The sequence below is a fragment of the Comamonas sp. NyZ500 genome (assembly GCF_016772095.1).
Classification (GTDB): Bacteria; Pseudomonadota; Gammaproteobacteria; order Burkholderiales; family Burkholderiaceae_C; genus Comamonas; species Comamonas thiooxydans.
Window position 1 is genome coordinate 23,138 of record NZ_JAEIJE010000017.1, and the last position, 22,966, is coordinate 46,103.

Here is a 22,966-nt window from a genome sequence, read left to right on the forward strand (position 1 = left end):
ATGCGCGCATTGCTCCAGAGCGCGGTAGCTCGGCCCGCACCACACTCGCACCTGCGCCGCAGGCGCAGCCTGGGCCTGGCGAGCGGCACGCTGGCGCTGGGTATCGTCGCCGTGCTCAGTATCACCGTGGGCTCGCGCGACATCGCGCTGGCCGATATCCTCGCCGCGCTGCGCGCGCCCGACCTGGGCGATGACCGGCACCTGGTCGTCAGCCTGCTGCGCGTGCCGCGTACCGTGGTTGCCATCCTGGCCGGCATGGCCCTGGGCGTTGCTGGCGCGCTCATGCAGGCCGTGACCCGCAATCCCCTGGCCGAGCCGGGCCTGCTGGGTGTCAATGCCGGCGCAGCCCTGGCCGTGCTGATCGGCATGACGGCCTTCAACCTGACAACCGTGGCCCAGTATGTCTGGTGCGCCTTTGCGGGAGCGGGGCTGGCCGGCGCGGCCGTCTTCGCGTTCGGCCAGTCCCGGGGGGCGGGCACGCACCCGGTGCGCCTGGTGCTGGCCGGGGCCGGCCTGTCCGTCATGCTCACCTCCAGCGCGGGCATCATCCTGCTCAATGCGCCCCCGGAAGTCTTTGACGGCTTCCGCCACTGGGCGGCCGGTTCACTGGAGGGCAGCGGCTACGCCGGCGCCGCCGTGCTGGTGGCCGCCGTGGCGGCGGGGCTGGCGGCGGCCTGGGCCATTGTCGGCCAGCTCAACGCCATGGCGCTGGGCCATGACCTGGGCCTGGCGCTGGGCGTCAATGTCCGCGCCACCGCTCAACTGGCCTGCCTGGCGGTCATGCTGCTGGCCGGTGCAGCCACGGCAGCCGTGGGTCCTATCGCCTTCGTCGGCCTGGTGGCCCCGCATCTGGCCCGCCTCTCGTCCGGGCCCGACTACCGCTGGATCCTGCCGCTGTCCGCGCTCTACGCTGCAGTGCTGCTGCTGGGTGCCGACGTGCTCGGCCGCGTCGTCGCAGCGCCTGCCGAAGTGGCTGCGGGCATCGTCGCCTGCCTGATCGGCGGGCCGTTCTTTGTCTGGGTGGCGTGCAGATACCGGTTGAGCAGGCTATGAAGGCGTCCGTGAAGACTTCGGTACTGCGCTGGGGCCCATATTCGTTCCGCTGGCGGCCAAGGCCGCTGGCCGTGGGCATGGCACTGGTCGTGCTGACCCTGATGCTGGGTGTGTTGCTGCTGGGCACGGGAACCCTGTCGCTGAGTCCGACCGAGGTGCTGGACAGTCTGCTGGGCACGGGCGCCAACCCCGCCGCCGAGCGCGTGGTTCTGCGCGTACGGCTGCCGCGCGTGCTCACGGCGGTCTTCGTGGGTGCGGCGCTGGGCATGGCCGGTGCCATCTTCCAGTCCGTCTCCCGCAATGCGCTGGGCTCGCCGGACGTGATCGGCTTCACCACGGGCTCAGCCAGCGGGGCAATTGCGCTGATCGTACTGGGCGATGCCGGGCCACTGTGGATATCGCTGGCCGCCGTGCTGTCGGGCATGGCCACGGCGGCGGTCGTGCTCGCGCTGTCCAGCGGCCGGCGCGTGGCAGGGGGCTACCGGCTGGTGCTGGTGGGCATAGGCGTGGGGGCCACGCTCTCGGGCCTGAACACCATCCTGCTGGTCATGGGCGATCTGGACCGGGCCGTCTCCGCACAGCGCTGGCTGGCCGGCTCGCTCAGTGCGCGGACCTGGGCGCATGTCGTGCCAGCCGCATTCAGCTTCGTCGCCATCGTGCCGGTCGTGCTGCTGTGTGCCCGCCGCATCAACCTTCTGGAACTGGGCGATGACGCCGCCACCCAGCTCGGGGGCAACGTAGCGCGCACCCGGCTGATCATGGTGATGTGCGCCGTTGCCCTGACGGCCATCGCCACGGCGGCAGCCGGGCCCATCGCGTTCATCGCGCTGGCAGCACCCCAGGTGGCCAGGCGCCTGGGCCTGTCACCTGATGTACCTCTGTTCACGGCCGCTGCCATGGGCGCCGTACTGCTGCTGGCGGCCGACCTGCTCAGCCAGTGGGCACCGGTGCGCCTGCATCTGCCTATTGGGCTGGTGACGGGCTTGCTGGGTGGGGTGTATCTGCTGTGGCTGCTTTTTCGTTCCCGCAAGGGCTAGGAGTGCGACAGCAGAGGTTGAGACAGCACTTCCATCTCTCTTCGAGCCATCGCCCTGAAGAGTCGTACGACATCATGCGATCTGGATAGAAAAAGGGCTCCTAACTTTACAGTTAGGAGCCCTTTTTGATTGGTCGGAATGGCGGGATTCGAACTCGCGACCCCTTGCACCCCATGCAAGTGCGCTACCAGGCTGCGCTACATTCCGTGTCGATGACGCCATTGTAACCGATTTTCGACCATCTTTTGGGAAGGCTGCAACTCAAGCAGTTGCTCGGTTATTAGCCACGACGGTCATCTGGCGCTGCAGGTTTCATAGCAAACCTCGCAGCGACATTGAAAAAGGCCTGTGATTTTCATCACAGGCCTTTTCAATTTGGTCGGAATGGCGGGATTCGAACTCGCGACCCCTTGCACCCCATGCAAGTGCGCTACCAGGCTGCGCTACATTCCGTGTCGATGGGATGAATTATAGGGAGGAAAAACACCCTCCCCGGGGAAAACGCGCACTTTTTTCAAAAAAGTATTGAACTGGTGCTGAAAGCTGCAGGCCTGATATCAACGCACGCCCGGCCGCACAAGCGCTCAGCACGCACAGCACACTCCGGCCAATCGCGAGCCCTGCGCAGGGCCTGACCAAGACTGCCCAAGGGAACGACAAGAGTGGGCGCTTCAGCGATTCCAGGCAGGCATCCATCGCCGAGTCCCTCCTGTTCCATCCGCTGACGCGGTCATCCTCGAACCTCCTGATCAAACCTGGTCCACCAGGAATGACTGTTATTCCTTGATCACGAAACCCTCAGTACTCACTCTCGCTCGGCTGGCTTCATCCAGCCGCTTTGCACGGCAATATCGATAGCACCAACACGGTGCACACAAGAGATTTCCCTGAGTCCTTGAGGTAAAAAAACCACTGTCATATCGCTGAAAAGATGATTTCATCGGCATCCGCGGAACTGCAGAGCAAGCTGTATACAAACCCCCGCTATATTTCAAAACGTAAATCCAATATCTAACTCGAGAGGACACTCATGAAGACTGCTTTTATCGCCATGGCTGCAGCCCTGGCCTGCTCCGGCGCCGCTTTTGCCCAGAGCAATGTGCAACTGACTGGACTGGCCGATATGTATGCTGGCTCGGTCAAAATGGCCGGCCAGGATCGCAAGGGCGTTGTCGGCTCCGGCGGCATGACCACTTCCTGGTGGGGCCTGAAGGGCACGGAAGACCTGGGCGGCGGCCTGAAGGTCGATTTCAACCTCACCGCCTTCATGCGCATGGACACGGGTGAACCCGGCCGCTTCCCCGGCGATACCTTTTTCTCGCGCGATGCCAACATCGGCCTGAACGGCAGCTTCGGCCGTATCGGCCTGGGCCGCGACAAGGCGCCCAACTTCCTGCCCACCATTCTGACCAACCCCTTCGGCGATTCGTTCACCATCTCGCCTCTGGTGCTGCACGGGAACACGCCTACCGCTGCCTGGGGCGGCAACCGCCTGACAACGCCCGCCGACACCGGCTGGAGCAATATGCTGGTCTACACGACACCTAGCTTCGGCGGTCTAACTGCCAATGTCTACTACCAGTTCGGCGAGCAAACGACTCCTGGCAACAAGAGCAAGAAGAACGTCGGCGTGAACGCCCTGTACTTCAACGGTCCTCTGAGCCTGACGGCCTTCTACGAGCGTGACCAGATCACCAACCCCGGCAGCGGCACGGTCATGCCTACCAAGAGCGACTGGATGGTCGGCGGCAGCTACAACTTCAACGTCGTGAAGCTCTACGCCACCTACGGCCAGGCCAAGGTCAAGGATCTGGATAGCAAGAGCAAGACCTACTCGCTGGGCCTGGACATTCCTGTCTCCGGCACCCCCGGTACTGTCAAGGCCGCCGTGGCCCGCACCAAGTACGACGCGGCCACCGACGCCACCCGCACCACAGCAACCCTGGGCTACGACCATTTCCTGTCCAAGCGCACCGATGTCTACACCGCTCTGATGTACGACCGCGTGACCGATGCCAACCCCAAGACCGGCACCAGCCTGATCGCCGGTATCCGTCATCGCTTCTAAGCGCCGGGTTTGAGCGGGCCTCTGGCTCGCCCATCCGCAAAAAAGCGAGGCCTGAGCCTCGCTTTTTTTATTTCCAATCCGGTGCCAGCCTGTTCACTTGGGTGCAGATGTCTCCAGAAGCTTCAGCCGACGCTGCAACTGCGCCTGCTTTTCCACATCGCCGCCCTGCTGCGCTGCCTTGAGTTGCAGCAGAAGCCAGGCCATCAAAGGCCTGCGCCAGCCTTGCTCCGAAGCGGTATCGACGCCTTGCTGCAGCAGGTCAGGCACCGCAGCGCCGCCACGCAGCAGCACACCCGCAGCCACCAGTCTCGATAGTGGATCCTTGATCTCGGCCACAGCAGCTAAACCTGCGCCGCCGCCGAGCAACTGCCGCGCCACGCCGCGCTGCGTCTCGGGCAAAAGCTCTATATCACCAGCTTGTGGACTGGCCTGCAAATAGCGGGCATAGGCCTGCTCTTGCTTGCCCGCATCCTGCGCCAGCGCCTCATAGGCCGGGCAGTTGTTCCAGTCCAGGCTGGCCACCTGCGCCGCGCAGCGCATCAGTTCCAGCTTGGCGGCCTGCGCGGGTTGGCCGGTGCTGGCCACGGCATCGCGCGCCTTCTGCCACTGCAGTGCCTCCACACGTTGATGCCCCTGCAAATAGGCCTGGGTGGATTTTTGCGCCGCAGCTTCGGCATTCAAGGCCCAATCCGGTGCCGGGGCTTGGTTGCCACAGGCCGAAATCGCCATGACGGATATAGCAGCCAGCGCTCTCCCCCATTGGCCTGGAGTCTGTTTTTGATTGATTTTGTGCTTCATGGCAGCTTCAACTCCGGCTTGTGGGAAAACGGCCATTTGCGCTGCAGATCGTTGAGCACAGACTCCAGCCTCAGCAGATTGCTTTCGACCTCGGCGCGCAACGCACCCAGGTCGGTCGAGGCCTCGCGGGCATTGCTGCCCACCACCTGCATATCGGCCAGTACGGCGTCGACCTTGGCCATGCTTTTGCGCGTATCGGCCAGCAAGCCGTTGAGCTGCTCCATGGTGGCCTTGACCTGGGGCATCACGCCATTCGCATCAAAGACCTGGCTGTCGGCGCGCGCCACCATGCGGTCCATGCGTCCGAGCAGGGAGTTGGCGCGCTCCAGCATCTGGCCGACCTTCTTCGCTTCCTCGTCGCTGCCCAGCACCGCTCCGAGAACCCCGCCCTGGCCCTGCATGCGCTCGGCCAGCTTGCGCACTTCGGCCAGTGATCCGCCCAATGCCGAATCCGTGGCGGTCAGAGCTGCCACATTGGCCAGCACCTCCTTGGCGGAATTGATGATCTGGGGCAGCTCTGCCGTGGCGTCGCCGCTGAGCACGGGCCGCACGGAATCCGGCGGCAGCGGCGCATCGCCCAGCATGCCGGTATAGGCCTTGATGGTGGTGCCGCCCACCAGTCCCTTGACCAGCGTGAACACACTGGACTGGCGCAGCCAGTGGGCATCCTTCTCGGTCACATCGACCAGAATGCGAACCGAGCCGTCCTCGGCCAGCTCTATCTTGCGCACGCGGCCTATGGGAAAGCCCGAGAACGTCATGTCCATGCCCACGATCACGCCCTCGGAGTCATCGGCCGTCAGCACCAGACGCTGCGTGGGCTCGAACACTCCACGCGCGTAGAGCAGATAAGCGGCAGCACTCAGAATCAAGACCAGGGTCAGCGCCAGCAGCGCGGCTGCCTTGGCGCGCAGGTGCGCGACGGGTTTGAGGCTGAGCAACTCCTCGTCAATCAGTTGCTCCTCGGCCATACGCGTTTCGCTCATGGCTCCATCCTTTTCAGTAATAGTTGCCCATGAGCGAGATCACCTCGATCAGGAGCAACACGGCAAACATGCGTGCAAAGCCACCCAGCTCCGCCCCGCCCTGCCTGTGTCGCGCAACAGGCGTGTACATGGCAGAGGCCAGCGGCATGACGGCCACCGTGAGGCTGAAAAACCAGGTCTTGAGCACGAACACCAGCGTCAGCGACGGTGTGAAGATCTGGCCAAAGATGCGTGTGTACGCACCAAACCCGGCCAGGCTGAAGCCGTAGACGCTCAGATACACGGTGACCAAGGCAACGATGCAGCTGAGTGCGGCCAGTGTGATTGCGGCAAACACGCCCGCCGCCGCACGCGGCACCAGCGCCGCACGGATGGGGTCAATGCCTTGCGTCTTCCACTTCGCGAGCTGACCCTGCATACGCATCTGCACCACCTGCACGCCGGCTGGAATGGTGCAGCGCATGGCCACAAACAGTGCGGCCGTCAGCGGTATCAGCTCGATCACCATCACCCGCACCACCAGATCCAGTGCATAGCGCGACAGGCCGTAACTTTGTGCGGTGACAATGACGATGCGCGCAATCACCGCACAAAGCAGGGCCGCCAGCGCGGTAAAGCCTGTGAGTATGGGAGCGGTCTGTGCAAACATCTGCTGGGCCAGCATGGCTCGCCCGCGCTTCCGGTAGCTCGACGGCGAGCTGACCAGCACCAGCAGCACGGCTGTCAGATAAATGCTGCGCCACCACGCCAGGGCCTGCGCGCCCAGCGCGGCCCAGATCCGCCCCGGCAGCTTGATGGTGGTTTCACTCCAGCTCATGCAGGAATGATAGCGTCCACTTCAGGGTACGGGCGCAGCCGCCACGGTTGCCGCCTGTCAGACATGGCGCTTTGCAGCAGCACTGCCTTGCAAGCCTTCGGGCAAGGGCTCATCGGCCTGGGCATGCAGGGCTTCGATGATGTGACAAAAGCTGTCCGAGCCGTCGCACTGGCTGCGCAGCTGCATCAGCTCATGCTCCAGAGCCTGCAGTTCGGCCAGCCGCTCGCGCACATGGCCCAGATGGGCGTCCAGGGTTTTGTTGGCAGCCACGCAATCGGCCTTGCGCGCACCATCGAGCGCCAGCAGGGTGCGCACTTCGTCGAGCGACATATCCATGGCCCGGCACAGCCGAATAAAACGCAGCCTGTGAACATCGCCATCGGTGTAGAGCCGGTACTGATTGTCCTCGCGCATGCCGGGCGAGAGCAGTTGCTCCTTTTCGTAGTAGCGGATATTGGCCGCAGCAATGCCGGAACGCTTGGCCGCCTCGCCAATGCGCCAGCGCGGAATATCGTGCGAATTGAGGGACATGCTTGACCTTGAAGTGACTTTATTGTTTTCAATACTGCCATGAAGCAAGAAAGCCTGTCCACCCACGCCCATGGCGGCGGCCACAATGGTCATTCACATGATCACGATCATGCACATCCGCATGAACATGTGCCAGCCACGTCGAAACCTATTGCCGCCACAGCCACATCGGCCTGCGGAACCGGCTGCTGCGCACCGTTTTCCATCAGCGAGCCAGCCAAGAGCCAGGCTCACGATGAGGGTGACGGTCATGACCATGCTCACGACCATGGCGTGCTGCCCGGCTGGCCGCGCATCTATGCCGCTCTGGCCGCAGCTCTGGCGGCAGAGGCCTGCCACTGGTTTGGCGGCGACGGCGCCAACTCCACGCTTCAATATCTGGGCATGGCACTGGCCGTACTGGGTATCGCGTTGTCCGGTCTGGGGGTCTACAAGGCCGGCCTCAAGGATGTGCTGCGCTTCAAGCTCGGCATTCATGCCCTGATGGCCGTGGCCGTCACGGGCGCCTTCATCATCGGCCAGTGGCCCGAAGCTGCCATGGTCATGGCGCTCTATGCGGCGGCCGAGCGCATCGAAGACCAAGCCATGGACAAGGCCCGCCTGGCCATCCGCAATCTGCTGCAGCTGGCGCCAGAGACCGCCGATGTGCTGCAGCCCGACGGCAGCACTGTGCGCATGGCCGCCAGCGAGGTGCCTTTGGGCGCCGTGCTGCGTGTGACGCCAGGCGCTCGCGTCCCACTCGACGGTCTGGTCACCGAGGGCGAAAGCTCGGTCAACCAGGCCCCCATCACGGGCGAGAGTGCGCTGGCGCACAAAGGCCCGGGCGACGAGCTGTATGCAGGCTCCATCAACCAGGACGGCGAGTTGCACCTGCGTGTAACTGCACCGGCCAGCGACAGCCTGATTGCGCGCATCGTCCATGCCGTGGAGCAGGCGCAGTCCTCGAAGGCTCCCACACAGCGCTTTGTCGACCGCTTCGCCGAGGTCTACACCCCCATCGTGCTGGTGCTGGCGATTGCCCTCGGCCTGCTCGCGCCCTGGCTGCTGGACTGGAGCTGGCATCAGGCCGCTTACCAGGCCCTGGCCCTGCTGGTCATCGCCTGCCCCTGTGCCCTGGTGCTGTCCACCCCGGTCACCGTGGTCAGCGCGCTCACGGCTGCTGCCAAGCGCGGTATTCTCATCAAGGGAGGCAGCGCACTGGAATCGGCTCGCCAGCTCAAGGCCATCGCACTCGACAAGACCGGCACGCTGACCACGGGCTCACCCAAGCTGGTGGACTGGCAGAACTGGAATGCTGCGAGCGGCGATGAAGCCGCAGCCCGCGCCTATGCTCTGGCATCGCGCTCCGACCACCCGGTATCGCGCGCGATTGCCCAGGGGCTGGAGACCCAGGTCGGCAAGGACTTTGCCGAAGCACAGCAATTGCAAGCCCTGCCCGGCCGTGGCGTGCAGGCCCAGATCGATGGTGAACGCTGGACGCTGGCCAATCTGCGCTGGGTGGGCGAGCAAGGCTGGGACAGTGCCGAACTCCAGGCCGCGCTGATGCTGCAGGAGCAACAGGGCCGCACCGTCACGCTGCTGGCCAACGAGCAGGGCGTGCAGGCGCTGTTTGCCGTGGCCGACCCGCTGCGCCCGCAGGCCAAGGCGGCCGTGGCCCAGTTGCAGGCGCTGGGTGTCAAACCCATTGTGCTCAGCGGCGACAACAGCGCCACCGTGCGCACCGTGGCCGCGGAAGCGGGCATCAGCGATGCGCGCGGCAATATGCTGCCCGAAGACAAGCTCAAGACCCTGAGCGAGCTGCAGCGCGACATCGGCCCCACGGCCATGACGGGCGACGGCATCAACGACGCGCCGGCGCTGGCCCAGGCCGATATAGGCTTTGCCATGGGCGGCATGCATGCCACCGACATGGCCATGGAGACCGCCGATGTGGTGCTCATGAACGACGACCTGCGCCGCATCCCCGAGGTGGTCGATCTCTCGCAGCGCGCGCACAGCGTGCTCTGGCAGAACATCAGCCTGGCCCTGGGCATCAAGCTGGCCTTCTTCATTCTGGCCGTCAGCGGCAATGCCAGCATGTGGCTGGCCGTGCTGGCCGATATGGGCGTGAGCCTGCTGGTGGTCGCCAATGGCCTGCGCCTGCGCCATTGGGGGAACAGGCCTGAAAACACATGAAATTCGACCTTAGCCCTTGATAGGCAAGCGCAAGCAGCTATCTAATTTACGATTTACTGCACCGGGCGGGGAACTAAACCCGCCCTTCGCTATCATTCACCCCATGCGTCGCTTTTTCTCTCTGTTCATGATTTTGCTGCTGGCCCTGCGTGGCCTGGCAGGCGATGCCATGGCCATGGAGCAGAACACCAACCAGGCCCATCACATGGGACATGCGCTGGTGCAGACGCAAAGCCTGGACGAAGTGGCCACCATGGCAGAGGCTTCGCACCACGCGCATGCAAGCCTCACGACCGATGCACAGCCGCATCACGACATGGCCGCGTCCCACAAGGCAGGCCCTGCAGGGGCCGTCAGCTGCAGCGCCAATGCCGCCGACAGCGACTGCCACCAGCATGAAGGCCATTGCACGGCCTGCGGCATCTGCCACTCGACGCTGGCCAACCCCGAATTGCTGACACTTCACTCCAGCCTCCCTCTGGCCGCCCAGCCGGCCCATGGTGCAGCGCGCTTTGCCAGCGCCGCGCCTGCCGACCTCGTCAAACCACCGATTTCTGCGCTCTGACGCCCTAGGTGCGTCCGCATTTTGATGGCAGCCATTGCGCTAGCTGTCTAGTTTCGAGCCGTCAAACGCTCAAGACTGCGGACCTTCTCCCGGTTTTAGACGACAGGAGTCTTCTATGCGCCACGCGCATCCTCTTTCTTTGACAGCCATGGCTTTGCTCATGGCCGGCGTCAGCCCGCCAGTCCTGGCTCAGACGCCCGAGCCGGCTCCCCCGGCCGCCCAATCCCCAGCCAAGGGCAACCGCGTTTTCGATCCCGACGCTCCTACGCTGGCGCTGCAGCATCAACCACTCGCGGCCGGTGCTGCCATCGTGAACCAACCCGGCGACTGGAAGGCCGCCAATGCTGCCGTGGGCGAGTTCCCGCGCGGCCATGGCGATGTGCTCAGGTGGGAGAAATCCCAGGGCAATGCCTCCGGCCCAGCCCCGGACAGCGGTGCGCCCGCACATCAGCACCATCACGGAGGCCAGCCATGAAGCGCCTTGCATTCAAAGCCGCGCCATTGCTCGCCGCACTGGCGCTGGCTGGCTGCGCCAGCATCTCGCCCGACGGACTGCGCGGCGACGTGGCCAGACATACCGAAGGCAGGCTGCCCGCGGGCGCACAGCTGCCGTCGCCGGACGCCCAGGCCCTGCAGGATGCTCAGACCCAGATTGCCGACTGGCTCAAAACCCCTGTCGATGCCGACACCGCCGTGCGCATCGCCCTGCTCAACAACCCCGGTCTGCAGGCCCAGCTGGCGCAGCTCGGCATTGCCGACGCGCAGCGCGTGCAGGTCCTGACCCTGCCCAACCCCAGCTTTACCTTCGGCCGCTTTCGCAACAGCCACGAGCGCGAAATCGAGCGCCAGCTCAGCTTTGGGCTGGTGCAGCTCATCACTCTGCCCTGGCGCAGCCGCTGGCAGGGCTGGCAGATGGAACAGGCCACGCTGACAGCCGCCCAGCAGGTGCTGCTGCTGGCCTCCGACACACGCCGCGCGTGGCTGCGCGCCGTGGCAGCCGAGCAGGCTCTGGCCGCCAACGAACGCATGCACGAGGCAGCGGCCCTGGGCGGCGAGCTGGCACGCCGCATGGCCCAGGTCGGCAACTTCAGCAAGATGGATCAGGCCAGAGAGCTGGCCCAGCAGCAGCAGGCCGCCGCCCAGCTGGCACGCGCGCGTCTGAACGCCCAGCTGGAACGCGAGCAACTGGCCCGCCGCATGGGCCTGTGGGGCGAGCAGTTGGCCTACAAGCTGCCCGAGCAACTGCCCGCCTTGCCCAAAGCGACCGAGCTGCGCGGCGGCGATGACGCCGAAGCCACCGCCCTGCGTCAGCGACTGGATCTGGGCGCTCTGCGCCGCGACCTTGATGTGACCGCCGGCCGCCAGGGCTGGGCCACGATTGGCACCATCTTTGGTGATATCGGCGCCAGCTACAGCAACAACACCAGTACTGAACGCGCCACCGGCCACAGCGACAAGACCCAGGGCTGGGAGTTCGACGTGCCGCTGCCGCTGTTTGACTGGGGCTTTGCCGCGCGCGGCATGGCACGCAACCAGGTTCTGCGCAGCGCATCGCTGCTGCGCGACAACGCCATACGCGCACGCAGCGAAGCCCGCAGCAACTGGCTGGCCTACCGCACGGCTTACGACCTGGCCCAGCAGCAGCAGGCCGAGGTTCTGCCCTTGGCCAAGCTGATGCAGGAAGAAACCGTCTACCGCTACAACGGCATGTTCATGAGTGTGTGGCAGTTGTTGGCCCAGGCCCGCAGCACCACGCAAGCGGTGGTGACCGCCACCGAGGCACAGCGCGACTTCTGGCTGGCCGAGACCGATCTGCGCCTGGCCCTGACAGGCACATCGCCAGGAACCACCCCCACCGTCAACACCAGCGCAGCGCCCGCTGCACAAGCCGAAGCAGGTCACTGATATGCAACGCCGATCCTTTTTCACTGGCGCTGCCACTGCAGTGGCAGCCGCCACAACTTCAATGGCCGTCAGCCGGGTTGCCATGGCGGCCGTGCCCGAGCCCGTCATGCAAGGCAGCGCCGACACGGCTGCGCCTTTGACGCCGCCCAACGGTCGCCCCTACCAACCCGTGGTCACACTCAACGGCTGGACCACGCCCTGGCGCATGAATGCGGGCGTCAAGGAGTTCCACCTCGTGGCCGAGCCCGTGGTGCGCGAGGTGGCGCCCGGATTTTTCGTCAATATGTGGGGCTACAACGGCCAGTCGCCGGGCCCCACGATCGAAGTGATGGAAGGCGACAAGGTGCGCATCTTCGTCACCAACCGCCTGCCCGAGAGCACCACCATCCACTGGCATGGCCAGCGTCTGCCCAATGGCATGGACGGTGTGGGCGGTCTGAACCAGCCTCACATCCCGCCGGGCAAGACCTTCGTCTATGAGTTCGAGGCGCGCCGCCCCGGCACCTTCATGTACCACCCGCATTCGGATGAGATGGTTCAGATGGCCATGGGCATGATGGGCCTGTGGATCACCCACCCCAAGACAGCCCACCCGCTGATCGACAAGGTGCAGCGCGACTATGCCTTTCTGCTCAGCGCCTATGCGGTCGAGCCCGGCACCATGACACCGCGCATCAACGAGATGACGGATTTCAATATCTGGACTTTCAACAGCCGCGCCTTCCCCGCCATCAGCCCACTGGTGGCTCGTCAGGGTGACAAGGTGCGCATCCGCGTGGGCAATCTGACCATGACCAACCACCCCATTCATATCCACGGCCATGAGTTCGAGGTCACGGGCACCGACGGCGGCCCCGTTCCGAAGTCCGCCCGCTGGCCCGAGGTGACAACGGATGTGGCCGTGGGTCAGATGCGCCAGGTGGAATTCATTGCCGACGAACCCGGCGACTGGGCTTTCCACTGCCACAAGAGCCACCACACCATGGGCGCCATGGGTCACGACGTGCCCACCATGATCGGCGTGGACCACCGCGGCCTGGTGGGCAAGATCCAGAAGATCGTGCCCGACTACATGCTGATGGGCGAGCGCGGCATGGGCGATATGGGCGCCATGGAAATGCCTTTGCCCGACAACACCTTCCCCATGATGACCGGCCAGGGCCCTTACGGCCCCATCGAAATGGGCGGGATGTTCACCAGCTTCAAGGTACGCAAAAACCTGGGTGCCAACGACTACAAGGACCCCGGCTGGTACCAGCAGCCCAAAGGGACCCGTGCCTATGAATGGCAGGGCGCACCTTTCGATGCCAAGGCCCCCCGCCAGAGCACGCCCGGCACCGCTCCTGGTGCCGCCACCGTACGCAAACCCGAAACCGGCCCCGCCACGGGTGCACACACCCAGCACTGACGCCAGGAGACTCTCATGAAGACTATTCATTTCATAGCTGCCTGCACTTTGGCAGCAAGCGCTGGCGCTAGTTTTGCGCATGGAAACAGCACCCATGCCAGCGGTCCCGTGATCAAGGAGCAAAAGCCCTGGGGCATTGCCGCCGAGGCCAGGGAGGCCCGGCGCACCATCACCATCGAGATGACGGACGACATGCGCTTCAGCCCCAGTCATTTCAGCGTGAAAAAGGGCGAAACCCTGCGCCTGCGCGTGGTCAACAAAGGCCTTCTCATGCACGAGATGGTGCTGGGCACCCGGGCATCGCTCGATGAGCACGCGCAGATGATGCTCAAGTACCCCGGCATGGAACATGCCGAACCCTATATGGCCCATGTGGCCACAGGCCAGACCGAAGACATGGTGTGGAGCTTCAACCGCGCAGGCGAATTCGACTTCGCCTGCCTGATCGCCGGCCATTACCAGGCCGGCATGACGGGGCGTTTCACCGTCACCGAATAACGCAAGAAAGGAATTCCCGATGACAAGCACCAACCGCCGCCATGCCCTGCATCTGCTGGCCGCCGCCGCCGGCATGGCTGCGCTGCCAGCAATGGCGGCGACTCCCGCCAAGATTGCCATGGAGGTCTGGAAAGACCCGAACTGCGGCTGCTGCAAGGACTGGATTGCCCTGATGGAGCAGGCTGGCTTCGCCGTCAAGGTGCATGACGTGGGCAACAGCGCCGTACGCGCCAAACTGGGCCTGCCTACCCGCCTGGGTTCCTGCCATACCGCCCTGGTAGGCGGTTATCTGGTCGAAGGCCATGTGCCTGCCGCCGATGTGCACAAGCTGCTGAAGCAAAAACCCAAGGCGCTGGGCATCGCCGTACCGGGCATGCCCATCGGCAGTCCCGGCATGGACGGCCCCGAGTACGGCGGCCGCAAAGACCCCTACGACGTGCTGCTGGTCACCCAAAGCCTGATGCGCAGCGATGTCAGCACCTCGGTCTTCACCAGCTATCGCGGCTGACCCCCTCAATTCAGGAGAACATGATGAGAAACCTCTTTCACACCACTTTGGTAGCCCTGAGCCTGGGCTTTGCGCTGACCACTCCCGCTTTGGCGCAGGATCACTCGGCACACGCCGGTCACGGCGCAGCAGCCGGCACTTCTACAACCGCACCTGCAGCTCAGGCCGATGCATTGACCGCCGGTGAAATCACCCGCGTGGACAAGCGCACAGGCAAGCTGACGATTCGCCACGAAGAAATCAAGAACCTGGACATGCCTCCCATGACCATGGTGTTTGCGCTGGCGGACGCCAGCCAGTCCAACGATTTCAAAGCCGGTGACAAAGTGCTGTTCCGCGCCGAGGACAAGGATGGCTCGCTGATCATCACCCGCATCCAGCCAGCGTCCTGATGCAGTCCCGCCGTTAAAGCGATGACGATGCCATGCAAGCATGGCATCGTCATCCCGTCACAACCCCGTGGATATCACTCCCGCATGGCCTGCCACGCGCTCCAGTACATCCCCGGGCACATCACGACCGCCGTGCACCAGCAGATCATGGGCATTGCGACCCAGGGCATCCCTTCGCTGGAGATCGACCCCGGCCGACCAGAACCAGCGCACTGCCTCCCACGCGCCATGGTCCACGGCCATCAGATACGGGGTTCGGCCCTTGTCATCCCCGGTCTTGTCAAGGTCGGCCCCCGCCTGCCGCAGCACTTGCAGCATCTCTGTGCGCCCGTTGAAGGCCGCCCAGGCGGTGGCGGTCATGCCCGTTGCCAGACTCACCTGATCCAGCGGACTGCCTTGCTCCACCAGCCATTGGGCCGCGGCATCGTTGCCGCAATTGAGGGCAGTGATCAGCGCATTGAGACCTGTGCTCTTTTGCACATAGGCGATATCGTCACCGTCCCTCAGGCGCAACTCCAGCGCAGCAATATCGCCTTTTTCAGCGGCCTTGAGCAGTTTCATACTCATTTCAGTACATCCATTTCCTGATCAGCGCCCGCCCAAAGCGCTTTTCCAGCAGCACTTCGGCCTGCTCATCGCCATCATCCCGCCCCTGGGCCACGGCGTGACTGCGGCATAGCGACATCAATGCCAGCGCGTCCAGATAGTCGCCCACATCGTCGAACATACGGGTCAGCAAGGGGCTGCTGTCATGATCCAGATACCAGACAGAGCCATCGCGGCGGTCAAAGCACCAGAGATTGCCATTGCCCAGGTAGTCCCCGAACACCACCAGCTCGCTCAACTGCGCCTCCAAGGCCAGCGCCTGTTGCGGCGCACTCATCTCCACAATATCGGCGATGCCCGGGAACACGACTTGCACCGAACCGATGGCATCCATGTCTGCATCCGGCGCCATCAGATCAAAGCGCGGACTCAGCAAGCGCTCGGCCCAGTCCAGCACACCGAGCTGCAACAGATAGTCACGCAAGGACTGGGGAAGAGCGCAACCCAGGCGCCATTCGCACAGGCGCAGCTCGGCCCGGCTGAAGGGCTTGACTTGAGCCGGCTCTTCGTCCATCCAGGCATGGGCCTGCAGGCCTTGATACCAGTGAGCCAGCCGCTGATCGAACGAAGCATCGGCGGACAGCCAATACGGCTCGGGCACGTCGGCCTCATCCCACACATCATGGTTTTCTACAAAGCGCTGGCTGCGCCCAAACTCGGCCTGCAGAAAACAAGACCATGCCTCCGCGTCCGATGGTGAAGGCCAGTGCATCCGAGCTAGTACCGCCACCGGCATCCACGGCACATAGCCCATGCGCGGCACCTCATTCGCATCACGCACCACAAAGCGCAAGGCAGGCTGTTTCAGCAGATCTGCTGGCGGAGACTGATTTGGCGCCTCAAGCTGGGCAGCGGCATCGGCAGGCAGATCCACCCAGTCGCTCGGCGCGAGTTCGGGCAATGCCTGCACCAGCGCAGGCAGGTCTTTGAAGATTTTCATGCAGGCATTCCGTGCATTGTGTGTTTTAGGTGCATGGGTGCGCAGGGCTTAGACTGCGCGTCCTATGTTGACGCTAGAGCAGTTTCACTCCGGGCTGGCCAATGGTTCACTGGCCCGCGCACACCATATCAGGCTCTGCGATGGGCTGACCGAGTTCCCCGCCGCGCTTTATCAGCTGGCCGATACGCTGGAGATCCTCGATCTGTCGGGCAACCGGCTCAGCACCCTGCCTGATGATCTGACGCGTTTTGCGCGGCTGCGCATTCTGTTTGCCTCGAACAATCCGTTCAGCGAACTGCCCCGCGTGCTGGGCCGCATGCCGCAACTCGAAATGGTGGGTTTCAAGGCCTGCCGCATCACACATGTGCCCAAGGACAGCCTGCCGGCGCGCCTGCGCTGGCTGATTCTCACGGACAACCATGTGCACCAGTTGCCCGAGTCCATCGGCCAATGCACGCGTCTGCAAAAGCTCATGCTGTCGTGCAACCAGCTGAGGCAGCTGCCCCAGAGCCTGGAGCATTGCCAAGCGCTGGAGTTGCTGCGCATGGCAAGCAACCGTTTCGAAGATGCTCCTGAAGTCATCTTCCGGCTGCCTCGCCTGGCGTGGCTGGCGTTGGCAGGCAATCCAATGACTCAAAAACAGGAGCTGGATACGCTTTCAGGGCATGGGATTGAGCCCATTTTTTATCAAAATTTGCAGATTGCCGGCAAGCTGGGCGAAGGCGCCAGCGGCCATATCTACCGCGCCAGCCTCAACGGACAGGATCTGGCACTCAAGGTTTTCAAGGCCGCCCAGACCAGCGACGGCACGCCGCAATCCGAACTGGCAGCAGGCATTGCGGCAGGACAGCATCCTCATCTGCTGACGCCGCTGGCGCAGGTTCTGGGCGCTCCTGACGGGCAAACAGCCACGGCCCTGCCCCTGCTGGATTCAGCCATGCAGCCGCTAGCCGGTCCGCCCAACTTCGACAGCTGCACACGTGATGTCTATGACCCCGAACTACGTCTGCAAACCGGCGTAGCCCACCAGTTGCTGCAAGGCATACGCTCTGCCATCACCCATCTGCACGGCCTTGGTCTGCTGCATGGTGATCTGTATGCCCACAATATCCTGTGCAATCTGCAGACCGGGCACGCCATGCTCAGCGACTTTGGGGCCGCTGCGCTTTTGCAGGGCCTGCCCGAAACACAGAAAGCGCAGCTGCAGCAGATCGAGCTGCGTGCGCTGCGCCATCTGGAGGATGAGGTTCAGGCTCTTGTCGGCTGAGTCTTACTGCAAGAATGCGGGCTTGGCATAACCCGCAAACCTGCTGTCCACCACGCCCTTGAACTCGGCGGATTTGTAGGCTGCAGCCAGATCCTTGGCCCATTGTGCATCCTTGTCCTTGGTCTTGACGGCCACGATGTTCAGATAATGCTCGGGCGTTTTTTCCAGCAGCACCGAATCTGAGAGCTTCATGCCCGAGGAAATCGCAAAGTTGCCGTTGATGATGGCGTACTGTGCATCATCGAGCGCGCGCGGCAGATGAGCCGCATCCAGGGGCACGAGCTTGATCTTCTTGGGATTGGAGGCCAGATCCAGCTCAGACACGCGCAGCGGGTTCACGCCTTCCTTGAGCCTGACCAGCCCCGCCTGCTGCAGCAGCAGAATGCCCCGAGCCAGATTGCTGGCGTCGTTGGGCAGGGCAATGCGATCGCCCTCCTTCAGGTCGGCCAGACTTTTGCGCTGCTTGCTGTAGACGCCCATGGGCGCAATCGGCCCCTGTACCAGGGCCGTCAGATCCAGCTTGCGGTCACCCTTGAACTGATTGAAATACACCTCGTGCTGGAAGAAATTGGCATCCAGCGAACCGTCGGCCAAAGCCAGGTTGGGCTGGACATAGTCGTTGAACTCCACCAGGCGAACCTTGTAGCCCTTCTTCTGCAGAATGGGAACTATGCCGTATTGAAGCTGGTCGATGTTGGAGCCGGCCGTGCCGCCGATGACCAGTTGCTTTTTGCCGGCGTCCTGGGCTGCGGCCTGCAGGGCACCCATAGCCAGAGCAGCTCCCGCCAGCAGGGTGGTGGCCAGAAGACTGCGGCGGCGGTGCACTACGGAAAAAAGAGTGGTCATGCTTTGCTCCTCGTTGATGTACTGTGTTTTGATATCAAAGGTCTGACTCTGCATCCATGCAGAGGCCTTTGCAGTATCCAGACAGGGAGAGCAAATTCCAACCAATAAAAACCCATGCTCTTATTTGCTTTTCATCTAAAACCAGCAAATCCACGGGCATGAAAAAAGGGCCGCATCGCGGCCCTTGGCGTCTTCAGTCCAACCCCATCACTTGAGGAAAGCAGGCTTGGAGTAGCCGGGGAACTGGCTGTCCACCACGGCCTTGAACTCTGGCGAGCGGTAGGCAGCGGACAGATCCTTGGCCCACTGGCTGTTTTCGTTGCCGGTCTTCACGGCCACCACGTTCAGGTACAGATCGGGAGTCTTTTCCAGCACCACGGCCTCGCTCAGCTTCAGACCCGAGGAAACGGCAAAGTTGCCATTGACCACCACATAGTCAGCATCTTCGAGCACACGCGGCAACTGGGCTGCCTCCAGCGCCACAAACTTGAGCTTGTGGGGATTGGCGGCCAGATCCAGCTCGGAGATACGGGCCGGGTTCACCCCTTCCTTGACCTTGACGAGGCCTGCCTGCTGCAACACCAGCAATGCACGAGCCAGGTTGCTGGGGTCATTGGGCAGAGCCACCTTGGCGCCGCTCTTGATATCGGCCAGAGACTTGTGCTTTTTGCTGTACACGCCCATGGGTGCCACCGGGCCCTGAGCAATCGCAGTCAGCGCCAGCTTGCGATCCGTGGTGAACTGATCGAAATAGGCACGGTGCTGGAAGAAATTGGCATCCAGCGAACCGTCGGACAGCGCCAGATTGGGCTGAACATAGTCGTTGAACTCGATCAGTTTGATCTGATAGCCCTTTTTCTGCAGCTGAGGCACTATGCCTTTTTGCAGCAAGTCATAGTTGGAGCCGGCGGTGGCGCCAATCAGCAGGTTCTTCTTGGCCGAGTCCTGCGCCAGAGCAGGTACACCGGCAGTCGCCAGCAATGCGACTGCGGCAGTGGCCAGAACGGCACGGCGGCTGGCGGCAAAAGAAAAATGGGCGGGCATGGATCACTCCTTGAATTGGATGCGCGTGGGCAGCACGGCTCTCATTTGTTTACCGAGCTGCAACAATGTGAGCAAGTATGACCCCTACACGGGCAAACCCTAAAGAATAAAAAACCATCTGTTTATCCATAAACACATATAAGAAATACAAGGAGAGTATTGGCATGAGCGCTTTTTCAACGATTCAAGATCTGCTCGCACACGAAGGCCATATCGGCCGTGTGCAGGGCATCTCCGTCGGCCATTTCAGCGACTCGCGTCGCCCCACGGGCTGCACCGCCGTGCTGTGCCCTCAAGGTGCCGTGGGCGGTGTAGATGTGCGCGGCGCAGCCCCAGGCACGCGCGAGACCGATTTGCTTCACCCCAGCAATCTGGTGCAGGAGGTCCACGGCATCATGCTGGCCGGCGGCAGTGCCTGGGGGCTGGATGCAGCCACAGGGGCCGTGCACTGGCTGGAAGAGCAAGGTGCCGGCCTGAGTATCGGCGTGGGCCGGATTCCGCTGGTGCCGGCAGCCGTGTTGTTTGACGTGATGATGGGCGATATGCGCATACGCCCCGATGCTGCGGCCGGCTATGCCGCCTGCCGGAATGCGGGGCCGGACTCTGGCAACGGGCGACCCGCCGAGGGCAGCGTAGGCGCTGGCGCTGGCGCCGTGGTGGGCAAGGTCTTCGGCCACGAGCGCGCCATGAAGGGCGGCATAGGCACGGCCAGCTTTACCGTCGATGGCGTCACCGTAGGAGCCATCATTGCCTGCAATGCGCTGGGCGATGTATTCAACCCCTTCAACGGCGAGTTGCTGGCCGGGGCACGCACGACAGACGGCCTGCAATTGCGCGGCACCCGCGATGCCTTGCTGGCGGGCGAAGAGCCCAAGCCGGTTCTGGCCGGCAGCAACACCACGATAGGCGTCGTAGCGACCGACGCCGCTATCACCAAGGCCCAGGCCCACCGTCTGGCCGTGGTAGCCCATGATGGCCTGGCACGTGCCATCAACCCCGTGCACACCATGAGCGATGGCGACAGCCTGTTTGCCCTGGGCACGGGCCGCAGCGGCAAATCGCCGGGAATGATGACGCTGAGCACCTTGGCGGCCGAAGCCGTGGCCATAGCCACCGCACGCGCCGTCTTGCTGGCTCAATCGGTACGCATCGAAGGCCAGACGACGCTGCCCAGCCATCAGGATTTAAGCGCAAGAAGCTAGGCCATCGCCTCAAGTCGCCGCAACTGTCCCTGCGTCAGCAATTTATCGCGCATGCGGCGCGTCATAGACTGGGTGCTTCCGTCTTCGGCGGTAAACAGAAACAGGCTTTGCTGCGGGCTGACCCAGGTGAGCTTGGTGCGCAGTTGCTGGCGCTCGTTGCACAGCTCCACCCAGGTGCCCAAAGGCCATTCGGCAACATCAGCAGGCTTGCTCTGCCCCATGGATGCATGCGCCGGCATGGGAGCAGAAACAACTGCTTCAGTCGCGTCCAATGGAGCACTGACTATCTTTTGCAGCGCTGTGGTCTTGAAGACAGGTCCTGAGGAATGGGTTGCAGCCTGAACCTGCGCCTCTCGCATCACGGCCATTGATGGCGGATCCTCGACTCTGTCGGTCAGTACCGGCAAGGTGATATCCAGTCCTGCGCGCACGGTTTCTGAGGCACCATCCAGACCCGCCAGCACGCTGGGCAGTTCACCGAGTACATCCACCCTGGCAAATTCGTCGGAGCCGGACTGGCCCGCAGCCTCGGCCGCATCCAATACCCGCTGCTGAAGGCTTCCCAGCCGGGCCGCCAGTGCGGCGATTTCGACATCCGTGCGGCCCACGCTGCGCAAGCCTCGCGCCAGGCGGCGCTGCAACTTGGGCGCCACGGCCACCAGCCGCGTCACATCCTGAGCGGCCTGCGGCGACACGCTCCACAGCAGGCTGGGCACCAGCGCCAGATAGCCACCCGGGTCGCGCTCCTGCCCTGGTTCGGCCCGCTGCTGTGCCTGGGCAATCACACCGGCCCACGGGCCGGTCACAAAATCCAGAATATCTTCAGGCACACCCTTGGCACTGGGCAGGCTTCGAATCATCTGCGCCAGTTGCAGGGCATCGGGCTTGATCTGCTCGATGGCGCTCACAACTTGGCGATCGACCAGCCCCAGCGCCGAGCTCATCAGCCCTTGCCGCGTGGAATGCTCGACTTCAGTATGCTGGCTCAGCGCCGCAACGCGGCTCATACGACCTTCCGGCGGCCACTGCTCGCGCACAAATTGCAGCACTCGGGCAAATACATTGGCATTTGCCTGCCCTGCACTAGCCAACTGGTTCGCCGCAGCCTCTGCCACGGTGATGAAGTGGGCAAATCCCAGAGCAGATTCGCTGGCAAACCAGAGGCTGCGAGCCGTCAGCTCGTCCAGCAACTGCCGTGCCGGGTGCAAGCGATCTTCAAAGAAAACACCGTCTTGCGCCACCAACTGGCTCAACATGGGTTCAAGCCGCAACAAGACCCGCTGCACCGGCGGCAGCAGGCGGCCGTCGCTGGTCATATGGCTCATCATTCGCTGCAGCGTGCGTATCTGAATCAGAGCACTGGGCGCCTGACTGGGCTGTGGTGCGCGCACCCCCCTCAGAGCACTGGGTACCCAGGGTTGTTGCGAAGTCTGCAGCGCATTGGCCGAATACGAAGTCCAGCCTGGCTCCAGCCCCGAATCCTGCACAGGCGCGATAGAGGCCGGCTCGGTCGCCGGCCAACCTGCCAGCATGGAGTCCGTCAGCGACTGGGGCACGGTGCAGCGCGAATCATCAATCCAGCGCAGATCTGAGGCCAACTCCTGCAACAGCCGCAGGGTCAGCAGGCATTGAGGCCGGGTGTCGCCGTCCGCGCCATAGCGGGCAGGCTGCACGCCATGCTGGCGCAGCAAATTGGCAGCACGGGAATATTCAGAAGCCAGAATCGAACCCAGCTGCTGCGACATGAATTCATGCCAGCAATCGGCCACTTCCGTGGCGGGCTGAACAGCCGTCAACGACTGGCTCAAAGCGCGTACATAGTTCTCCAGCCGCAGCGGATTGCACTCTGGCCGAGCGGATTCAAGCCCCTGAGCGCCGCTCATCAACGCATCCAGATCAGCCAGCGCCAGCTCGACCTGGGGCTCGACCATCTGCACCAGCTTGTGCTCGGCCTTGAGCTGACGGCTGGCCGACTCGGCCATGGCCGCCAATGGCAAAAGCCGGCCAGTGACAGTATCCAGCGTCTGTGCAGAAAAGGAAAAAGGTTGGCGCGCTGACAGTACCAGCGCCTCCAGCAAATTCTGCGGGAAGCTGCTGATCACCGAGGCCCGGTGCTGCTGCAGGTTATGCAGCGCAGCGCCGAGCACATCGCGCCTTACAGAGTGGAAACCCGTCGAAAGCGATTGCTCCAACGCATATTCGGTGCGCTGCAACAATCGCAGCGCGAATGCATCAGCGCCACGCACCACCTGGACAAGGCAGGTGCGCAGCACGGAAACGGATGCATGTGCGAGGCTCATAGCCCCTAAGAATACCCGCT

Annotated in this window: 22 protein-coding genes and 2 tRNA genes; 13 read left to right on the forward strand and 11 right to left on the reverse strand. The window is 63.3% G+C overall.

All coding sequences use genetic code 11. The features are described 5' to 3' along the window. Entirely contained in the window at positions 1–1,053 is a 1,053-nt protein-coding gene (locus JAO85_RS20315; RefSeq protein ID WP_202788859.1) for an iron ABC transporter permease, read from the forward strand. Beyond that, positions 1,050–2,090: an iron chelate uptake ABC transporter family permease subunit gene (locus JAO85_RS20320; protein WP_202788860.1), complete on the forward strand. Its 1,041-nt coding sequence runs from the start codon at positions 1,050–1,052 to the stop codon at positions 2,088–2,090. The genes JAO85_RS20315 and JAO85_RS20320 overlap by 4 nt, the downstream gene beginning before the upstream one ends. Positions 2,091–2,220: 130 nt before the next feature. Here JAO85_RS20320 and JAO85_RS20325 read toward each other — a convergent pair. Both JAO85_RS20325 and JAO85_RS20330 read right to left on the reverse strand, forming a co-directional pair. Continuing rightward, positions 2,221–2,297 (reverse strand) — tRNA-Pro (locus JAO85_RS20325). Between the two features lie 169 nt (positions 2,298–2,466). Then, positions 2,467–2,543, reverse strand: a tRNA-Pro gene (locus JAO85_RS20330). 577 nt (positions 2,544–3,120) lie between these two features. Between JAO85_RS20330 and JAO85_RS20335 the strand changes: the two genes are divergently transcribed. Continuing rightward, the gene (locus JAO85_RS20335) at positions 3,121–4,158 is read left to right on the forward strand and encodes a porin (protein ID WP_012837734.1); all 1,038 of its coding nucleotides are present in this window, start codon (positions 3,121–3,123) and stop codon (positions 4,156–4,158) included. A gap of 93 nt (positions 4,159–4,251) precedes the next feature. Here the strand turns inward: JAO85_RS20335 and JAO85_RS20340 are convergent, their stop codons facing one another. From JAO85_RS20340 to JAO85_RS20355, 4 genes are read right to left on the reverse strand one after another with little or no spacing between them, the layout of a single operon-like run. Continuing rightward, complete coding sequence (locus JAO85_RS20340; RefSeq protein ID WP_039050906.1) at positions 4,252–4,956, reverse strand: hypothetical protein; 705 nt, start codon at positions 4,954–4,956, stop codon at positions 4,252–4,254. Further along, a complete protein-coding gene (locus tag JAO85_RS20345) occupies positions 4,953–5,942 on the reverse strand; it encodes an MlaD family protein (RefSeq protein ID WP_003063372.1) in 990 nt (329 codons plus the stop codon). Before JAO85_RS20345 ends, JAO85_RS20340 begins: the two co-directional genes overlap by 4 nt. Positions 5,943–5,955: 13 nt before the next feature. Beyond that, on the reverse strand, positions 5,956–6,759 hold the full coding sequence (locus JAO85_RS20350) for an ABC transporter permease (protein WP_202788861.1): 804 nt from the start codon (positions 6,757–6,759) through the stop codon (positions 5,956–5,958). Positions 6,760–6,816: 57 nt separating this feature from the next. Continuing rightward, entirely contained in the window at positions 6,817–7,290 is a 474-nt protein-coding gene (locus JAO85_RS20355) for a Cd(II)/Pb(II)-responsive transcriptional regulator (protein ID WP_034381187.1), read from the reverse strand. Between the two features lie 39 nt (positions 7,291–7,329). Here JAO85_RS20355 and JAO85_RS20360 point away from each other — a divergent pair, with 39 nt between their 5' ends. The 8 genes from JAO85_RS20360 to JAO85_RS20395 all read left to right on the forward strand — a co-directional run bounded on the left by JAO85_RS20360 (position 7,330) and on the right by JAO85_RS20395 (position 14,741). Beyond that, on the forward strand, positions 7,330–9,465 hold the full coding sequence (locus JAO85_RS20360; RefSeq protein ID WP_039050904.1) for a cation-translocating P-type ATPase: 2,136 nt from the start codon (positions 7,330–7,332) through the stop codon (positions 9,463–9,465). A 103-nt stretch (positions 9,466–9,568) separates the two neighbouring features. Next, entirely contained in the window at positions 9,569–10,030 is a 462-nt protein-coding gene (locus JAO85_RS20365; RefSeq protein ID WP_202788862.1) for a hypothetical protein, read from the forward strand. Positions 10,031–10,145: 115 nt separating this feature from the next. Continuing rightward, entirely contained in the window at positions 10,146–10,505 is a 360-nt protein-coding gene (locus JAO85_RS20370; protein WP_202788863.1) for a hypothetical protein, read from the forward strand. Next, a complete protein-coding gene (locus tag JAO85_RS20375) occupies positions 10,502–11,935 on the forward strand; it encodes a TolC family protein (protein WP_012837726.1) in 1,434 nt (477 codons plus the stop codon). The genes JAO85_RS20370 and JAO85_RS20375 overlap by 4 nt, the downstream gene beginning before the upstream one ends. Before the next feature lies 1 nt (position 11,936). Then, a complete protein-coding gene (locus tag JAO85_RS20380) occupies positions 11,937–13,343 on the forward strand; it encodes a multicopper oxidase family protein (RefSeq protein WP_202788864.1) in 1,407 nt (468 codons plus the stop codon). 15 nt (positions 13,344–13,358) lie between these two features. Then, positions 13,359–13,841: a plastocyanin/azurin family copper-binding protein gene (locus tag JAO85_RS20385; RefSeq protein ID WP_039050901.1), complete on the forward strand. Its 483-nt coding sequence runs from the start codon at positions 13,359–13,361 to the stop codon at positions 13,839–13,841. Between the two features lie 19 nt (positions 13,842–13,860). Next, a complete protein-coding gene (locus JAO85_RS20390; RefSeq protein WP_087863692.1) occupies positions 13,861–14,349 on the forward strand; it encodes a DUF411 domain-containing protein in 489 nt (162 codons plus the stop codon). Positions 14,350–14,372: 23 nt separating this feature from the next. Continuing rightward, positions 14,373–14,741, forward strand: coding sequence for a copper-binding protein (locus JAO85_RS20395; protein ID WP_012837722.1), 369 nt, complete (start codon positions 14,373–14,375; stop codon positions 14,739–14,741). Positions 14,742–14,798: 57 nt separating this feature from the next. Here the strand turns inward: JAO85_RS20395 and JAO85_RS20400 are convergent, their stop codons facing one another. Beyond that, a complete protein-coding gene (locus JAO85_RS20400; RefSeq protein WP_202788865.1) occupies positions 14,799–15,308 on the reverse strand; it encodes an ankyrin repeat domain-containing protein in 510 nt (169 codons plus the stop codon). A 1-nt stretch (position 15,309) separates the two neighbouring features. Continuing rightward, positions 15,310–16,287 (reverse strand): SMI1/KNR4 family protein, encoded by a 978-nt coding sequence (locus tag JAO85_RS20405; RefSeq protein WP_202788866.1) that lies wholly within the window; start codon positions 16,285–16,287, stop codon positions 15,310–15,312. Between the two features lie 64 nt (positions 16,288–16,351). On the opposite strand from JAO85_RS20405, the gene JAO85_RS20410 reads away from it, so the two are divergent. Continuing rightward, positions 16,352–17,554, forward strand: a complete 1,203-nt coding sequence (locus JAO85_RS20410; RefSeq protein WP_202788867.1) for a leucine-rich repeat domain-containing protein — start codon at positions 16,352–16,354, stop codon at positions 17,552–17,554. Positions 17,555–17,557: 3 nt separating this feature from the next. On the opposite strand, the gene JAO85_RS20415 is transcribed toward JAO85_RS20410, so the two are convergent. Further along, complete coding sequence (locus tag JAO85_RS20415) at positions 17,558–18,400, reverse strand: MetQ/NlpA family ABC transporter substrate-binding protein (protein ID WP_202788868.1); 843 nt, start codon at positions 18,398–18,400, stop codon at positions 17,558–17,560. A 207-nt stretch (positions 18,401–18,607) separates the two neighbouring features. Further along, positions 18,608–19,444, reverse strand: coding sequence for a MetQ/NlpA family ABC transporter substrate-binding protein (locus JAO85_RS20420; RefSeq protein ID WP_202788869.1), 837 nt, complete (start codon positions 19,442–19,444; stop codon positions 18,608–18,610). 164 nt (positions 19,445–19,608) lie between these two features. Here JAO85_RS20420 and JAO85_RS20425 point away from each other — a divergent pair, with 164 nt between their 5' ends. Then, positions 19,609–20,646 carry a P1 family peptidase gene (locus tag JAO85_RS20425; protein ID WP_202788870.1) on the forward strand — a complete coding sequence of 346 codons (1,038 nt, stop codon included), beginning with the start codon at positions 19,609–19,611 and terminating at the stop codon, positions 20,644–20,646. On the opposite strand, the gene JAO85_RS20430 is transcribed toward JAO85_RS20425, so the two are convergent. Then, on the reverse strand, positions 20,643–22,946 hold the full coding sequence (locus JAO85_RS20430; RefSeq protein WP_202788871.1) for a DUF1631 family protein: 2,304 nt from the start codon (positions 22,944–22,946) through the stop codon (positions 20,643–20,645). The two genes, JAO85_RS20425 and JAO85_RS20430, sit on opposite strands and share 4 nt — an antisense overlap. Positions 22,947–22,966 lie beyond the last annotated feature (20 nt).